The sequence below is a fragment of the Weizmannia sp. FSL W8-1119 genome, assembly GCF_038008605.1.
Classification (GTDB): Bacteria; Bacillota; Bacilli; order Bacillales; family Bacillaceae_C; genus Weizmannia; species Weizmannia coagulans.
This window is the reverse complement of record NZ_JBBOZL010000001.1, coordinates 2166216-2182936: the sequence shown is the minus strand read 5'-3', so window position 1 is coordinate 2182936 and position 16721 is coordinate 2166216. Positions and strand designations below refer to the sequence as shown.

The following is a 16721-nucleotide window of genomic DNA, read 5'->3' as shown; positions in this document are numbered from 1 at the left end:
GTTGCGCTTTTTTTGTGCGTTTTTTTCAAGCTGGCGGCTATAATGGAACAGAGGTGGTTGTATGTTTGAACTGGGGAAAGGAGATCCGCTTGAATGCCTTGAAGACTGCCTTGTGATTGGCTTGCAGCAAGTTCCTAAAAAGTTTGGCGGCCTGCTTGGCGGCCTGGACAACCGTTTCGGCGGGGCATTGACGGAACTGGTAAAATCCGGCGACCTGTCCGCACGCGCCGGCAGCCTTTCTGTCATTCACACCCTCGGGAAACTGCCAGTAAAACGGCTTTTGTTTATCGGGCTTGGCAACCCGAAAGAACTTAGAAAAGAACATTTGAAAAAGATGTTTGGAAAAGCAGTGAAACACATCCGGAAAATGAGATGGCCTACGGCAGCAGTTTTCCTCGATACGTTTTGCGCCGGCACAGTCAGCGTGAAGGAAGCCGCGCAAATGCTTGGCGAAGCCGTTCCGATGGCCACATACCGGTTTGCCGGTTACAAAGGGCAACCAAATATTCCGGAAGTGCAGCTCGAAAAAGTAGCGGTTTACATCCAGGCTGCCGGGAAAAAACCGGAACCGGCGGAACACGCCACGCCGGTCCATTCCAGTGTCGCCGAGGAAGCAGAGATCCGGCCGGGGAATGCCGAGCATGTTAATGCCGCCGGGAAAACAGAGGGCCAACCGGTTAAAAACGCCAATCTTCAAACGGGTACATACCGTAAAAATAACGGTTCCCCCGAAGAAACAACAGGCGCTGCCCTGCACCGCGGGTACGTGTATGGCAAAGCCGTGAATACGGCACGGACGTTTGCCAATATGCCGGTGAATATATGGACGCCGGCCCGTCTCGCGGAATATGCCGCATCACTTGAAAAAAAATACCCTTTTGAAGTGGAAATCCTTGAAAAAATGGAGATGGAGAAGCTTGGAATGGGTGCGGTTTTGGCTGCGGCGGGGGAATCCAAAGAGCCGCCGATCCTGGTCATCCTGAAATACGCGGGCAAACGGGAATGGGGCAATGTGCTCGCACTTGTCGGACCCGGTGCCGCAGCCGATTGTTGCACACCAGGTGAGAACACCGGCATGGCAGGGGCGGCAGCTGTTCTGGGCGCCATGGAAGTGATCGGGGAACAAAAGCCGGCCCGAAACGTCGTGGCGGTGATTCCTGTGGCCGGCAATCGCATCACCGGCACTGCAACCAATGGGCAGGACAACATGCGCACTGAAACGGCTGTGATCACAAGCATGAACGGTAAAACGATTGAAATGCGGGATACCGGTGCTGCCGGTTTGCTGATGCTCGCGGATGCCGTAACGTATGCGAAGCAATATGGTGCAAGTCAAATTGTAGATGTTGCAACCTTGACTGCGGACGTGATCCCGGCGCTCGGCCGCGATAAAACGGGCGCTGTCGCCAATTGCGATGTTTTTTTTGAACGGGTGCTGGAATCCGCAAAAGAAGCAGGAGAATTCATCTGGCGCCTCCCGGTAACGGAAGCGGACAAAGAAAACGCACGAAGCAGCAAGATCGCCGACTTGAACGGTTCACCAGGCAGAGAGGGCGGCGTGATGGTGAACGGGGCTTTTATCGGGGAATTTGTGGAAGACACCTCGTGGGCCCATCTGGAGATTACAGGAACAGCCATAACAGGGAAAGAAACCGATCTTGGCCCGGCCGGTGCAACCGGCGTAATGGTACGGACACTGGCCTTGCTGGCTGAGAAGATGGCAGAACAGGATTAAAGGGGGGCGCGCTACTCCAAGCGAAATGAATGTGCTGAAAGGCGTGCCGCCCCCACGACCGCAGTTTTAATGAAGCGCTGTAACGAAGGAGCGCCCTCCGGCTGCCTGCAGATACACGCGAATGAAGACGAAACGGCAAATGGTGCAGGCCGGATCTTGCCCGGCCTTCCGCTAAAAAGCTGAAATTAAAAATAAGGCAAAAAAGAGCACTACGCTCTTCTTTGCCTTATTTTTGTGTCCGTCCTTTCTGTTTCAACACCTCGATTGCTATTTTAAAAATAAGCACCATGATGCATATCAGGAGTACGCCTTTTTCGACACCATAAAAGGTATCGAGGATGCCGATCGGATGATGGACAGATCCCATAAAGTCCCTTGTCATATAAAAATCGATTCCGGCAATGAAGGCATAGAGGACCAGTGCGGCAATGCCGGTTAAAAAAGCGATTTTCATGCGTGCCAATTCCTTTCATATTTTTTTCGAATCGAAACATACTAACAACAAGATATCTTCATCAGTAGTTTGCGCTCCGTTACAAACAGCCATGCACGGGCGAAAAGGAGGATCGGTATGCCATATTGGTGGAAAAAGCAGAGAAACGCTGCAAAAACTGATAACAAAAATGAAAAGAAAAGCGGGGGCGTGCAGAAAACACCTGTGCGCGGAGACGATACGAGCGGGACTGTAACGGATATCCCGTTTTTGACCATGGGCACCGATTTAAAAACGCGCCTCGGGCAGTTGAAAAAAACAACCGGGAACAGTTCCGACATTGTCATCCATCAAATCATGCTTGGAAGCGGCAATGATTTTCCGGCTGCCGTTATTTCCGTCGATGGCCTGGATGATCCGAAAATGATCAATGAAAACCTGCTTGAAGTCTTGATGGGCAATCCGGAAATCGACGGGTATTTGGGAAGTGAAAATATACTCGACAGCATCATGAAGCACGTCATTAAAATTGACGGTGTAAAAAAGGTCATGAATTGGAATGACTTGTTTTCGGAGCTGTTGAGTGGCCAGTCCATTTTACTGATTGACGGGGTATACGGCGGATTAAGCATCAGCACAAGGGGCGGGCAACAGCGGGCGATTGAAGAGCCTGCAACCGAAGTGACTATACGCGGGCCGCGTGATGGTTTTACTGAATCATTGCGCGTCAACACCTCATTGATCCGCAAACGGATTAAAGATCCGAATCTGTGGATGGAGAACTTTAAAATCGGGGAAGTGACCCGGACCGATGTTGCGCTCATGTACATAAAAGGAATCGCAAACGATAAAGTCCTTGAGGAAGCCCGTAAACGGTTAAACATGATTAAAATCGATGCCATTCTGGACTCGGGCCATATTGAACAGCTTATTGAAGATAAAACGTATACCATTTTCCCGACGATATACCATTCGGAAAGGCCGGATGTGGTGGCGGGCAATTTATTGGAAGGCCGTTTCGCCATTATTGTGGACGGTTCGCCGTTCGTTTTGCTCGCACCTGCTGTTTTTATCCAATTTTTCCAGTCGGCGGATGACTATTATACACGGTTTGATATTGCGACAGCGCTCCGCCTTTTGCGGGTGCTCAGCTACTTAATCTCGCTTGTTGGGCCTGCTGTATATGTCGCCGTGACCACTTTTCATCAGGAACTCATCCCGACACAGTTTGTTTTTGCACTTGCGGCGCAGCGGGAGACGATTCCTTTTCCGGCTGTTGTCGAGGCAATTGCGATGGAGATTGCATTTGAAATTCTGCGGGAAGCCGGACTCCGTCTGCCGCGCCCGATCGGCCAGACGGTGTCGATTGTCGGGGCGCTTGTCATCGGTCAGGCGGCAGTGCAGGCCGGGATTATTTCGCCCGCAATGGTCATTGTCGTCTCGATTACGGCTATTGCCAGTTTTGCCACCCCGTCTTTTTTCATTGCCATTTCAGCCAGATTATACCGTTTTGTTTTTATGTTTCTGGCGGCCACTTTCGGTTTTTTTGGCATCATTATCGGAATGATTACGCTTGCTGTCCATTTGACCAGCTTGCGGTCGTTCGGCGTGCCATACACGGCGCCGATTGCCCCTTTCATCCGTTCTAACTCCGGTGATACAGTGATCCGGGTGCCGATTTGGTCGATGAGCGCCAGGCCGCGGCTCTTCAGCCAGAAAAATATCATCCGCCAGGCCGAAAACCAAAAGCCGATGCCGCCGAAACAAAAAAGTGTGAAAAATGGGGAGCAACCATGAGAAGAAGACGATGGAAAACGGCCGTTGCCCTTTTTACGGTATCTTTTTTGCTGGCAGGCTGCTGGAGCCATAAAGAATTAACGGATATTGCTTTGGTAAGCGCCATCGGCATTGACCGGCTTGAAAACGGGAATTATTTGCTGACCTATCAAATTGTCAATTCCTTAAATATTCCAAGCGGCATGCAAACAAGCGGCGGGCAGGGCACCACTGTCACCATCTTCCAAACGGAAGGCAAAACGGTTGAGGACGCATTTCTCGCTGCAGGCCGGGGATTTTCGAGGAGGTTATATTTTTCCCATACAAGCGTTCTCCTGATTGGCAAAAGCACGGCGGAAAATGGGATTTATCCGATTATTGATATTTTTGACAGAAATAAAGAATTCCGCAACACTGCTTCCGTTCTGATTGCCCGCAACGGCAAGGCAGAGGATGTCCTTAAAGTGCTGACTCCGATTGACCGTATTCCTACCAATAAAATCAATAAAACATTGGAATATGCACAAGAAGATGTCGGCGGGCGGGTAAAAACAGATCTTTCAGATCTCCTATATGATCTTACAACGGAAGGAAAAGAAGCAGTAGTAGGAAGCTTCAAGCTGATAGGGGATAAGAAAAAAGGAGAGATGCAGGAAAGCCAGAATCAGACAGAACTGGACGCATACTTAACGAGCGGGGGGATCGGGATCCTAAAGCATGGAAAACTGATTGACTGGGTAGGCGGACAGGATGCGCTTACGATTACATGGCTATTGAAAAAAACAAAAATGACTTATCTTGATTTAGACTGGGCGCATCATCCAAATGCGCTCGGGCTGCAGGTAAGAAAAACGATTATCGGTATGAAACCGGCCATGAAAAACGGAAAGCCGGAAATGCATATCCACATCAGCCTTGTGGGCCAGCTGCAAGAAATCAATGTACCGCTTGATGTAATGGATTCAAAGGAAATGGCCCGGATTGAAAAAGCATACGAAAAAAATGTGGAGCAGCAAATTAACCATGGCATTCGCCATATGCAGCACGACCAATGTGATGTGTTCGGCTTCGGGGAAATGATTTACCGCCAGTACCCGAAAGAGTGGCACAGTTTAAGGCACCATTGGAATGAAAAGGGCTTTGCCCATTTAAATGTGAAGGTGCATGCAAACGTCGTCATCGCCAATTCTGGAATACGGACAAATCCATTCCATTCAAATTTAAAATAACAGGGCCTGGTGATATATGGAAAAGGCAAAAATTTCCTCGTACCAATTATTTGTGTTAATCTTTATGTTTGAACTTGGCAGTGCCCTTTTGCTGGGAATCGGAAGCGGCGCAAAACAGGATGCATGGCTTGCAATTTTAAGCGGTCTGAGCGTCGGGTTTTTCCTGTTTTACGTTTATTACAAAATATTTTCCTTTTATCCTGGCATTTCGCCGGTCGAATGGTTGCGGGCGATTTACGGAAAAGGTATTGGCTGGTTTTTCGGCTTTGCGATGGGCATTTACTTCCTGTACCTTTCTGCCAGGGTGCTGCGCGACTTTGGAGAAATGCTGATCATATCGGCTTATCCGGAAACACCGCTGTTTATTATCACGGTGATTATGGCTTTGTGCGTCATGTATGCAGTAAAAAAAGGAATGGAAGTGATGGCCAGAACCGGGGAGATCTTTATTATCTTCTTTTATTTTCTGGCGATTGCGAGTTTCGTATTGATTACTTCATCAGGGCTCGTCAAGCTCAATTATTTGAAACCAGTACTGGAAAACGGGCCCATGCCTGTCCTAAAAACAATGGGGAAGGAGACGATTTATATTCCTTTTGGCGAAACGATTGCGTTTTTGTCCATTTTTCCGCTTGTAGATAAGATAAAAAGTGTAAAAGTAGCCGGGCTGTCAGCTATGTGGCTAAGCGGCACAAATTTGGCGATTTCGATGCTGATCAATATTTGTGTGCTTGGCGTGGATGCGATGATGCGATCCCCGTTTCCGCTGCTTGCGACCATCCAGGAAATTCAAATTGCCCATTTTCTGGAGCGGCTGGATGTGTTTTTTATGGTGGCTTTAATCGTTGGCGGGTTTTTTAAAGTGGGGATTTTCTTATATGCGGCTTGTATTACGTTTACGGAGCTGTTCCATGTAAGCAGCTATAGGAAAACGGTCTATCCGCTCGGCCTGATTATGTTGTGCGCATCGGCAATGATTGCCTCAACATATGCGGAACATATCGATGAGGGCATCAAAGTGGTGCCTGTTCTGCTTCACTCCCCTATACAAGTGGTTTTTCCGGTTGTAACGCTCCTAATGATTTTATGGAAAGAGCGGCGCAAAAAAAAGAACAGGAAAAAGCCAGCGTCTGCGTAACGCCCAGTCCGGTACGGGCGGGATGTATACACTAAAAATAGAAGGAGAGGAGGTTATTTGATGTATCCGCATGCACATTACCCGGCACGTTCACCATTTTTTGTCGGACCGCTTTTGGGCGGTTTTCTCGGCGGCTTGCTTGGCGGCGCACTGGTAAGGCCGCGCCCGTATTTCCCATATCCTCCGGTGCCATACCCGCCGGTTCCGTACGGAGGATATCCGCCATTCCCGTATTATTAAAAAATAACCCCCCGCTTTTAAGCGGGGGTTATTTTTTCGGGCGGCAGGATCCCGGGGCAATGGACAAGCCGCAAGTTATGACCAGCACATTTTCAACCGGAGCTCGCAGCAAGGTGCCTGGTTGCCCGCGGCCTGGCAGACAAACTGCAATACAAGGCCGTCCGGTGTATAAAAAACACGCGGAATATGCTGGATACCGGTTCCCGCCAGCATGCGGCCGACACCAGCTGAATCTGATTTTTGTGCGGCAGACATGAGTTGTCCGGCAAAAGCCGCAGAGCGGGAAATCCGGTTAAGCAAAAGCTGTGCATCTGCCAAGAGTTCGTGCGTGTGTATGGCCGAATCCATAAATTTTTTCGGGTGGACGGCAGGATATTGGCGGTAAGGCATGGAATAGTATGGAAAGGAAGGAACAACATAATACGGATTGTAGTACAATATTCTCACCTTCTTTCTCAGGTGGGAAACATCATTTTTTACATAGTATGAAAGAAAGGCTTGAAAGATGTATGGGCAATCCGGACCGGGGGGGAAAGAGATGGAACTGGAACATACAATGATCGGCGCGCTTGGCATAAAACTTGTCCAAATGGAGCCCGGGAAAGTGGTGGCGACCATGCCGGTGAATGAAAAAACGATACAGCCGCTCGGATACCTGCACGGCGGCGCATCCGTCGCACTCGCGGAAACCGCTGCAAGCCTAGGGGCTGCGATGCTGATCGATTTAGAAAAAGAAGTCTGCTTCGGGCTTGAAATCAATGCCAACCATATCCGTTCAAAACGGAACGGCACCGTAACCGCAGTTGCCGAAGCCGTGCACCGGGGCAAAAGTACCCAGGTTTGGGAGATCAAAATCAAAGACGAAGACGAAAACTTAATTTGCCTGTCGCGCTGTACGATTGCGGTCGTACCGAAAAAAAGCTAAAAGTTTCACGGCCCGGCAAGAAAAAGTAAAAACAGCAAGATACCACCAAACTGGTATCTTGCCGTTTTAGCTTTCCCGGACGGTGCGTCGCTGTTCTGATTTTACACTGTAAAGAAGGAGCGCAAATGCGAACAGGAACAAAACTCCGGTTACATAAAACACAGATGAAATGCCGGAGATGACGGATACGTAACCGCCAATCAGCGGCCCTGTTACATTCCCGAGAAACCGGAAACTTTGGTTATAACCGAGCACTTCGCCTTGCATGCTGAGCGGCGCTTCGAGGCGGATAAACGCCACAATGCTCGGGTTCATCCCGCCGATCACCATGCCGAACAAAAACCGCAAAATAATCAGTTGCCATAAATGGCTTACGAGAGCTTGCGGCACCATGAAGGCACAGGCAAGCACAAGCAAAATCAAAAGAATCCTTGCATGCCCGTATTTATCGCCAAGCATGCCCCACTGCCTTGCCAAAAGCAGGTTGCCGAAGCCGGTGGCGGAAAAAGCAAGCCCAGATAAAAATGCAATATTGCCTGAACTTGTCAAATGGCTGACATACAGTGCCAAAAGCGGCTGAACACAAAAGTTCGCCATTTGGATCAAGAGTGCAATCACCATAACAGTAATCAAAATCCGGCGGCTGACAATTTGTTTCACAACAGCGAGGGGAGAAACAGGTTTCCCTTTTCGCCGGGCAGGATCGGCACGTTTTTCTTTAATGCCGAAAACAACGCCAAGCGCGGCAATCGAAATGGCAACGGCTGTAATCATAAAAGTGTATTTAAAACCAAAATTGTCCGCAATCGATCCGCCAATCAGCGGCCCGAATAAGTTTCCGGAAACATTGCCCATTTGCAAAGTGCCGAGCACCTTGCCGGCTTCCTCCTTCGAGGTCTGCTTGGAAATGAGCGCCATGGAAGTCGGGATAAACCCGGTCACGATCCCCATGAAAATCCGGGTCAAAAATAAAGTGGCGACATTGTCCGCAAGTCCCATAAACAACAGGCTCGCGGCAATGCCGAACCCGGTAATAATAAGCGTCGGTTTAAAGCCGTATTTGTCGCCGATGCGCCCCCAGATTGGTGACATAAAAAAAGCAACCAGAAAGGTCACGCCAAAAATATATCCGGCCCAGCGCTGGACATAGCTGTCGCTGAAGTGGCCGAATGTTTGAATATATAACGATAAAAACGGAACGACCATCGTTAAGCTGGCACCTACTAAAAAGTTACAGACGAACATAATATACAAATTGCGTTTTTCCTGGCTCATCAGATGAGAAAATCGCCTCCTTGCGCAATAAAAAAAGATAAAAGTATATAGAGTAAATATTTCGTTGACCTAAATATTATTATAAAACTTATCACCGAAACTTCAACAAAACCGGCTTGTAAAAAAGGTGTCCGTTTTTTGACGGAGGAACTTTACCCTTGCATCGTATGCTTGAAACGCACTTTTGTATAGGATGGCCCGCACATCTAGTATATGTTTGAAATCCGAACCCCATTTTGGAAAAGTTTGGATCCCGACCGTTTTGCCACAAACAGTTCCGGCCGGTCCATGTACGCGCAATTTATCAAGTAAAACGGCAGAGAAATGTTGGATCGTGTTTGAAAGGGAATGATGAAGGAGGATATCCTATCATTTTCAAAGTAAACGAATACAAAGGCATCCGGCTGATTTAAGGCTGGTATATCAGAACATGGAAGGCAAAATCCGGATCCACGGATTTGGGCATCGGCATTTGGCACTGGATATTTACACGCGGCTTACAGGAAGGAAGTAAAAAGAAGCATTCCCCGATTCCCTTTTTGCTGCAGAAAAAAGGGGATATCACGTTTTCCCTAACAGTATCATTGCCCCTGCCATCAGAAAACCCGCTGGGAAAATCATCCAACGGGTGATATGCCATATTCTTTCATCAAACTTTTTAACGCGGCGATGCTTTTCCGGCTGTAAAGTGTGTCCTCTTTTTCAAGCTTTTCCATCAGTTCGCAGACAGCGGTTTTCAATGACGCGTCATAATCCGGAATCTCGCCGTTGTACGGTTTTGCCGTTTTTCGCGGAATATTCGCCTGTTCCCCGAAGGCCAAAGCTTTCCGCTCGTGAAAAAACGGCACATCCCCTTCATTCGGGTGGTGCAAATCCCCTTGGGCGGGATGCTTTAACACGGCCAGCACCTTAAATACATAATGGTCGGGAAACACTTGCGTAATTTCGCCAATATATTTCCCGGTTTTTTTCGTTGTCACAATCTTATCGCCAATTTCCAAACTGATTCCCCCTTGCGCTTTTACTACCATTATGGTGAAAAAGCCGAAAAGAAGCAAAAGAAAACGTTTGGACTTTTTGCCCGGATTTTAGTAAAGTAGACAAGAATAGTGAAACAAATGGAGGTTTCAAACATATGGCAGAAGACACAATGTATCCGCAGCTTCAAGCGGAAGTGCATGAAAACGAAACGGTTGCAGACATGCAGACAAATATGGGCACCATCACGATCAAGCTGTTTCCGGCCTTTGCGCCGAAAACGGTCGAAAATTTTGTCACGCACAGCAAAAACGGTTATTATGACGGCTTGACGTTCCACCGTGTGATCGACGGGTTCATGATCCAGGGCGGGGACCCGAGCGGAAACGGGACCGGCGGCGAAAGCATCTACGGCGCCCCGTTCGAAGACGAATTTTCAGAGCGGCTTTTCAATTTCCGCGGGGCTTTGTCCATGGCCAACGCCGGCCCGAACACAAACGGCAGCCAGTTTTTCATCGTCCAAAGCAAAACGGTCGATCCCAGCATGAAGGGGCAGATGGAACAGGCGGGTTACCCGGCTGAAGTCGTGGAAGCTTATATGGAAAAAGGCGGGACCCCGTGGCTTGATTTCCGCCACACCGTATTTGGCCAGGTCATTGAAGGCATGGAGGTTGTCGATGAAATCGCCGGCGTCCGGACAGGCCTGCAGGATAAACCGGTGCATGATGTCATCATTGAAAAAATCACCATCCGTTAATCATGGTTCTATGGCGGCCTTCCCTGCGGCTCTTTTCGGAAACCTGACCATCAGCACCGCATGAAAAATGCGGTGCTGTATCCGTTTTCTTTGTGGCTTTCGGCTGTTATGATCGATTAAAAGGGGGAGATACCATTGTTTCCATACCTCATCGGATTTCTGGTTCAATTTCCGCAGGAGAAAAAGTATTATATCCCGGCTTTGATTTCACTTTCATTTTTTGTGCTGCTTGCGGTACTCGTGTTTTTCATTTTCCGGAAAATCAATGAAAAGCAGGCAAAAAAACTGGAAGAAGAAATCATGAAGAAAAATCGCTTTCCACATTCGGAGTAGCGTTTCTTTTTTTATAGGCGGCAGATGCCCGGCGTTTCCGGTAAAAAGGCAGGAAAGGGTGTCATGTTGCTTCCCCGATGAGTTGTGAACGTTGGATGAAATGAAATAAATGGCTTGTATAACCGGGCGGATTCATATATCTTATATGTAAATGATGTAATCTTTTTGTAACATAAACTACTTTATTGGGGTGATCGGCCATAACCAGGAAGAAAGGTCTTCTCATTGGCATCATTGCGGCAGTTGTCATCATTCTTTTAGGCGGTGCCGGCTATTACCAGGCTACCCGTTTTAACCCGCATGTCAAAATCAACAGCGTCAAAGTCGGCGGCATGACCACTGAACAGGCGATGGAAAAATTAAAGTCTATGACATTAACAAATAAAGTTTATGTCGGAAACAAAGTTTTGGTGGACGGAAAAGATACAAAGGTCCGTTTTACAGACGGCGATATGGCGAAGGTTAAACGCGTTTTCAAAACCCAGCGCACATGGATTCCGTCTTTTAAAGAGAAAGATTATATGATCATGCCGGGGCGGACGGACCACTACCGCAATGTGACACTGAAGCAGGAAGTTTCCAAAAAACTGGAACAGCAAAATAAAAATCTGCAGGCGCCAAAAGATGCACAGGCTTATATGAAGGACGGAAAAATCGGCGTATCGAAAAGCAAAAACGGCAATCAATACGACATTTCCGCCATGTTAAAGGCATATGACAAGCAAAAATACAACAGTGAAATTCATTTGCGCCCGGTGAAACTTCAGCCGGTCCGGGAAAACAGCAGGATTGTAAAGCAGGAAAAGCAAAAGCTTGAAGAACTCTCAAACAAGACGGTCAACTATCTCCTGCAGGAAAAGAAATACCCGTTCAAGGCAAGCGAACTGATTCAAAATGCATCCATCTCCAAAGATATGAAACTGGCAATTGACCCGTCCGGCATCCAGTCGCGGCTGGAAGAGTTGAACAAGGAGAAATCGACGCTCCATAAAAACTTCAGTTTCAAAACGCATGCGGGCTCCGTCATTTCCGTAAAAGGCCAGTCGTATGGCTGGGCGATCGATACGAAAGCGGAAGCGAAACGGATTGCGGACGCCTTCCAAAACGGCAAGGACACCGTCAAGGCCTACAATATTTACGGCGAAGGGTACAGCACGATCGGCGTCGGCTACCATGTCCTGGCCAAAAACGGGATTGGCGATACGTATGCGGAAGTGTCGATTTCCGACCAGCGCATCTGGATTTATAAGGATGGCAAGCTGAAAGTCACAACCCGGGTTGTAACGGGAAGGCATGACACAAATGAAGATACGCCAAAAGGGGTCTGGTATATCGAATACAAAGAGTCCCCGTCTGTACTGGAGGGCAGTGAAGCGGGCAACCCGAATTATTCCGTCAAGGTAAAATATTGGGCACCTTTCACGCTCGGCGGTGTCGGTTTCCATGATGCGGGCTGGCGGAAGAACTGGGCCATGGACGCCTATCTCCACCACGGCTCCGGCGGATGTGTGAACACGCCGCCAAGTGTCATGAAAACCGTCTATGACAACCTGGAACAGAATGAACCGGTCATCGTTTATTAATGGCCGGGACGGCTTCTATACGGGCCGGTTACTGTTTTAGATAAAGGGGCTGTCCCTAAAGCCCCTTTATTTGGATCATAAAATTCATGAAGCTCTTGTGGGCATAGTGACGGAAATTCATAAACGCTTGTATCAAAAAAGGGGGCTCCCATCAGCCGTTTAACGGTTTTTGGGGCAGCCCCTTTTTTACATGGGTTTAAAATTCTTCATAGGTTGCCGGATCCTGCCCAAAAGTCCTGCCGTCCGGGTGGCTTAATCCGGATATGGTGCGCATCTCTTCTTCAGAAAGCGAAAAATCAAAGATGGACAAGTTTTCCAGCTGCCTTTCCGGGGAAGCCGATTTCGGGAGCGGAATGGCGCCAAGCTGTGTATGCCAGCGCAAAATCACTTGTGGAACGGATTTCTGATGGGCCGCAGCAATTTTTTGAATCGCCGGATCTTCAAGCAGATGGTTCGCTCTTCCAAGCGGGCTCCATGATTCCGTTACAATTCCGTGTTCTTCATGCCAGGCGCGCTGCTCCTCCTGTGCGAAATAAGGGTGAAGTTCCACCTGGTTTATGCTCGGCGCAACCCCGGTTTCTTTTATGATCCTTTGCAAATGCTCCGGCAAAAAGTTGGAAACGCCGATCGAGCGGACAAGCCCCCATTTTTGCGCATCGACAAGCGCCTGCCACGCTTCCACATATAAATCTTTGCTTGGGTTCGGCCAGTGGATGAGGTAAAGGTCAAAGTAATCGAGGCCGGACCTGTACAATGATTCCTGAATGGTCTGGACCGCTTCTTTATAAGCATGGTGCCGCCCCGGGAGTTTCGAAGTGATGCGCAGCTGTTCACGCGGAACGGAAGAGCGCCGGACCGCTTCGCCGACCGCTCCTTCGTTTTCATAATTAAATGCCGAATCAATCAGGCGGTAACCCGCATCAATGGCGCTTACGATCGCCTGGACGCCTGCCGCCCCGTTCAGTTTGTATGTGCCGAATCCGACGGCCGGAACGGTCATCCCGTCGTTCAGTTTGATTTCAGGAATGGAAATGGACAATTTCTATCGCTCCTTTCGTATTTTGTAATCAGTATACCATTGGCTGGAAAATGCATCCATTTTGATGATTGATCTTGCTGCCTTGGGGCAGAGAAAAACCAGCGTAAAATTTAAACCAGCGGGTTCAGGCGAAAAGATCCAAAACAACAGGCACAGCCCCCCGCGAAACGGCGGGCATGAACCTCCCATGGTGGCTTCGCATTCGCTGAAAAAAAAGCAGCCGGCATGAAAGGTACAGCAAAACCAAAGGGGATCTCTGGAAAAATCAATCAATCGCCGGAAAGCCGCAAGAAATTGGCGATGGGAGGCGCTCCGGGAGAAACCGGTATCATTTCCGGAAAAGCAATTAAAAAAGCAGCTGCCCAGAGGACAGCTGCCCGTCTTTATTCTGGCCTTACGGAAGTTTGTGCTAAAAATTCTTCGTCATCCGGATTCCTTCCGTACCGTTTCCCGGTGTTCAATGAAGCGATTTTTTCCATGTCTTCCGGGGTTAACGAGAAATCGAAAATCTCGCTGTTTTCTTTAATCCGGCTCGGGGTCACCGATTTTGGAATGACGACAATGCCTCGTTCCACGTGCCAGCGCAGCACAATTTGCGCCGGGGTTTTGCCGTATTTTTTCCCAAGCTCAACCAAAACAGGCTGCTCAAGCAGGTTGTTTTTGCCCTGGCCGAGCGGGCCCCATGCTTCATGTAAAATATGATGCTGTTTCAGAAATGCATGCAGTTCATTTTGCGGAAATTCCGGATGTGTCTCAATTTGGTTGATCACCGGCACCACTTCGCTATGGGCCAGCAAATCTTCCAAATGGTGGATTTGGAAATTCGATACGCCGATCGCTTTTACTTTGCCTTCATGGTAAAGTTCTTCCATTGCTTTCCATGTTTCAATATATTTCGGTGACGGCCAGTGGATCAAGTAAAGATCCAAATAATCGGTGCCAAGACGGTCGAGGCTCGCCTGGAAAGCGGCTTTTGTTTCTTCATAGCCGTGGTCGTAGTTCCACACTTTCGACGTAATGAAGATTTCTTTCCGGTCTACGCCGCTTTCCCGGATTGCATCGCCGACATATGTTTCATTCCCGTAAATCATCGCAGTATCAATATGGCGGTAGCCGGTTTCCAGCGCGGCTTTCACAGCGTTTTTCAACTCATTTTCTTCTTTTACAAGAAAAACGCCGAGGCCGAGTTGCGGGATTTCAACGCCGTTATTGAATGTTAATTTTGGAATCGTTTGAGCCATCCTTCATTCCTTCTTTCGCTTAGATATGTAAGTGTATGAGGATTTTAACACAATCAGGCAGAATTTTGCACGCACAAGGACTGTGAGCGCAAGTTTTGACGGTTGGAACACCGGTTTGTTATATTTGGAACGAACTTTTCCGCCATTTACATAGCGGTTCAGGTGCAAAAATATCAGGCGTAAGGAGTAGTTTTGCAATGAATGATTTATTTACCCCGTACAAGCTGAAATCGCTTGAAGTGAAAAACCGTATTGTCATGCCCCCTATGTGCCAATACTCCGTTGAGAAAAAAGATGGCGTTGCCACTGACTGGCATTATGTCCATTACGTCAGCCGTGCCATCGGGGGTGCCGGCCTGATCATTATTGAGATGACCGATGTGGAGCCGGACGGCAGAATTACCGACAACGATCTCGGCTTATGGTCTGATGAACAGATCGCCCCGCTTGCCAAAATTGTGGAAGCGTGCCATCAGTACGGCGCCAAAGTCGGGATTCAAATCGGACATGCCGGCAGAAAAGCACAGGACGCAAAACAGCCGGTTGCCCCTTCCCCTATCCCTTTTGATGACAATGCAAAAACACCGAAGGCATTAACGAAGGAAGAAATCAAAGAAGTCGTCCGCAAATTTGGCGAATCTGTCCGCCGCGCCGTCCAGGCCGGCTTTGACACGATCGAACTCCACGGCGCGCACGGTTATCTGATCCATGAATTCCAGTCGCGCTATACAAACAAACGGTCAGATGAATACGGACAGGATTTGGCATTATTCGGAAAAGAAGTCATCGCCGCTGCCAAAAAAGAAATGCCTGCTGACATGCCGCTTATTATGCGCATTTCAGCCCGTGAATATGTCGATGGCGGGTATGGCATTGAAGAAAGCATTGCATTTTCGAAGGCGTATAAGGAAGCGGGTGTTGACCTGTTTCATATCAGTTCCGGAGGCGAGGGCCCTATCGGTGCAGACGGGCGCCCGGGGACGCACGCTGCTTACCAGGTGCCGCTTGCACGCCGGATCAAAGAGGCTTTAAACGTTCCGGTCATTGCTGTCGGCCGGCTGGAAGACCCGGTTCTTGCCAATGCGGTAATCGGAAACGAAGAAGCAGATCTTGTTGCGGTCGGCAGAGGCATGCTGCGCAACCCGTACTGGGCGCTCGAAGCCGGTATCGTGCTCCGCAAAGACGCAGGTATTCCGGTCCAATATACAAGAGGATTTCCAAAAAGATAAGGAAGGCTGTTTGCAGCGGCCGCCCGTAGAAGTTCCCGAAGCGAACACTTGAAGCCGGTACCGCGCTGGAAAAACGGTCCAATATACAAGGGAATTTTCAAAACGGTAAGGAAGTCTGTTTGCAGCGGCCGCCCGTGCATTCTGGCTGAAAGGATAAAAAGCGAATCCAAAAAACAGGAAAACAGCGCTCTAAACGAGGCGCTGTTTTTTCTCTTTACAGCATACAAAAAACGGGGCCGGAAAACGGGACCCGCAAAAATAAAAAAAGGGGGAATACTTATGATAGTGCGGCTTCCCGAAAGTCGCCCTCACTAAGGAAAGCATTGTAGTATTAGGATAGCCGTTGTGAATGAAATTTAAACCTCTTATAAAATTATTTTTTTCCGAGCGCTTCCAAAAATACGGAAGCGGCTACATCAAGAACAGTGGAGAGTTTTAATATTGTCTGTGTGGTCGGAATTTGTTCCCCGGTTTCGTACTGTTCGAGTGTATGTTTGCCAATCCGGGCTTTCACGGCCAGTTCTTCGATGCTCATCCCGTTTAATTCACGGTAAAATTTCAACTTCTCGCCAAAGCTATTCATGAGACGCCCTCCCTTAACGAGTATTTTAAATAAAAATACTTCCTTTCCATATTCATTTCTTTATTTTATTGTAGCATATGGGCGGGTGGCAGGCTGAAGCAAATTTTTGAACTTTTTTAAACACGGGCAAGATAAAAATGATAAATAAAGGTTCCGGGTGCCTGCCGGGGCTAGGCCTGAAAAATATGTATGTGTAAAATTTTACTCGACGGGGCATATGAGTGGAA

General features: G+C 48.4%; 17 protein-coding genes. 10 read left to right on the top strand and 7 right to left on the bottom strand.

Translation table 11 applies throughout. From position 1 onward, the window contains the following. Positions 1-61 precede the first annotated feature (61 nt). Entirely contained in the window at positions 62-1735 is a 1674-nt protein-coding gene (locus NSQ19_RS10820; RefSeq protein WP_340702832.1) for a M17 family peptidase N-terminal domain-containing protein, read from the top strand. 226 nt (positions 1736-1961) lie between these two features. Here the strand turns inward: NSQ19_RS10820 and NSQ19_RS10815 are convergent, their stop codons facing one another. Continuing rightward, positions 1962-2189 carry a hypothetical protein gene (locus NSQ19_RS10815; RefSeq protein ID WP_017552793.1) on the bottom strand — a complete coding sequence of 76 codons (228 nt, stop codon included), beginning with the start codon at positions 2187-2189 and terminating at the stop codon, positions 1962-1964. A gap of 117 nt (positions 2190-2306) precedes the next feature. On the opposite strand from NSQ19_RS10815, the gene NSQ19_RS10810 reads away from it, so the two are divergent. From NSQ19_RS10810 to NSQ19_RS10795, 4 genes are read left to right on the top strand one after another with little or no spacing between them, the layout of a single operon-like run. Further along, positions 2307-3965 (top strand): spore germination protein, encoded by a 1659-nt coding sequence (locus NSQ19_RS10810; RefSeq protein ID WP_340702831.1) that lies wholly within the window; start codon positions 2307-2309, stop codon positions 3963-3965. Continuing rightward, positions 3962-5173: a Ger(x)C family spore germination protein gene (locus tag NSQ19_RS10805; protein WP_019721411.1), complete on the top strand. Its 1212-nt coding sequence runs from the start codon at positions 3962-3964 to the stop codon at positions 5171-5173. Before NSQ19_RS10810 ends, NSQ19_RS10805 begins: the two co-directional genes overlap by 4 nt. Before the next feature lie 16 nt (positions 5174-5189). Beyond that, positions 5190-6311, top strand: a complete 1122-nt coding sequence (locus tag NSQ19_RS10800; protein WP_340702830.1) for a GerAB/ArcD/ProY family transporter — start codon at positions 5190-5192, stop codon at positions 6309-6311. 60 nt (positions 6312-6371) lie between these two features. Then, positions 6372-6551: a hypothetical protein gene (locus NSQ19_RS10795; protein ID WP_133536789.1), complete on the top strand. Its 180-nt coding sequence runs from the start codon at positions 6372-6374 to the stop codon at positions 6549-6551. A 75-nt stretch (positions 6552-6626) separates the two neighbouring features. Here NSQ19_RS10795 and NSQ19_RS10790 read toward each other — a convergent pair whose 3' ends face one another. Further along, a complete protein-coding gene (locus tag NSQ19_RS10790) occupies positions 6627-6998 on the bottom strand; it encodes a hypothetical protein (RefSeq protein WP_235801112.1) in 372 nt (123 codons plus the stop codon). A 91-nt stretch (positions 6999-7089) separates the two neighbouring features. Here NSQ19_RS10790 and NSQ19_RS10785 point away from each other — a divergent pair, with 91 nt between their 5' ends. Beyond that, the gene (locus NSQ19_RS10785) at positions 7090-7476 is read left to right on the top strand and encodes a PaaI family thioesterase (RefSeq protein ID WP_013860109.1); all 387 of its coding nucleotides are present in this window, start codon (positions 7090-7092) and stop codon (positions 7474-7476) included. Positions 7477-7542: 66 nt separating this feature from the next. Here NSQ19_RS10785 and NSQ19_RS10780 read toward each other — a convergent pair whose 3' ends face one another. Next, positions 7543-8751, bottom strand: a complete 1209-nt coding sequence (locus NSQ19_RS10780) for an MFS transporter (RefSeq protein WP_013860108.1) — start codon at positions 8749-8751, stop codon at positions 7543-7545. A gap of 617 nt (positions 8752-9368) precedes the next feature. Further along, the gene (locus NSQ19_RS10775) at positions 9369-9752 is read right to left on the bottom strand and encodes a kinase-associated lipoprotein B (protein ID WP_013860106.1); all 384 of its coding nucleotides are present in this window, start codon (positions 9750-9752) and stop codon (positions 9369-9371) included. A 134-nt stretch (positions 9753-9886) separates the two neighbouring features. Between NSQ19_RS10775 and NSQ19_RS10770 the strand changes: the two genes are divergently transcribed. From NSQ19_RS10770 to NSQ19_RS10760, 3 genes are all read left to right on the top strand, one after another. Beyond that, a complete protein-coding gene (locus tag NSQ19_RS10770; protein WP_013860105.1) occupies positions 9887-10486 on the top strand; it encodes a peptidylprolyl isomerase in 600 nt (199 codons plus the stop codon). Between the two features lie 135 nt (positions 10487-10621). Further along, a complete protein-coding gene (locus NSQ19_RS10765; protein ID WP_340702829.1) occupies positions 10622-10819 on the top strand; it encodes a hypothetical protein in 198 nt (65 codons plus the stop codon). 332 nt (positions 10820-11151) lie between these two features. Then, entirely contained in the window at positions 11152-12402 is a 1251-nt protein-coding gene (locus tag NSQ19_RS10760) for a L,D-transpeptidase family protein (protein WP_340702828.1), read from the top strand. 196 nt (positions 12403-12598) lie between these two features. On the opposite strand, the gene NSQ19_RS10755 is transcribed toward NSQ19_RS10760, so the two are convergent. Both NSQ19_RS10755 and NSQ19_RS10750 read right to left on the bottom strand, forming a co-directional pair. After that, complete coding sequence (locus tag NSQ19_RS10755) at positions 12599-13441, bottom strand: aldo/keto reductase (protein ID WP_013860102.1); 843 nt, start codon at positions 13439-13441, stop codon at positions 12599-12601. A gap of 383 nt (positions 13442-13824) precedes the next feature. Beyond that, positions 13825-14682, bottom strand: coding sequence for an aldo/keto reductase (locus tag NSQ19_RS10750; RefSeq protein WP_013860101.1), 858 nt, complete (start codon positions 14680-14682; stop codon positions 13825-13827). A 197-nt stretch (positions 14683-14879) separates the two neighbouring features. Between NSQ19_RS10750 and NSQ19_RS10745 the strand changes: the two genes are divergently transcribed. Continuing rightward, complete coding sequence (locus NSQ19_RS10745) at positions 14880-15911, top strand: NADH:flavin oxidoreductase/NADH oxidase (RefSeq protein ID WP_017553439.1); 1032 nt, start codon at positions 14880-14882, stop codon at positions 15909-15911. Between the two features lie 373 nt (positions 15912-16284). Here the strand turns inward: NSQ19_RS10745 and NSQ19_RS10740 are convergent, their stop codons facing one another. Next, complete coding sequence (locus NSQ19_RS10740) at positions 16285-16494, bottom strand: helix-turn-helix domain-containing protein (protein ID WP_019721420.1); 210 nt, start codon at positions 16492-16494, stop codon at positions 16285-16287. Between the last annotated feature and the right edge of the window lie 227 nt (positions 16495-16721).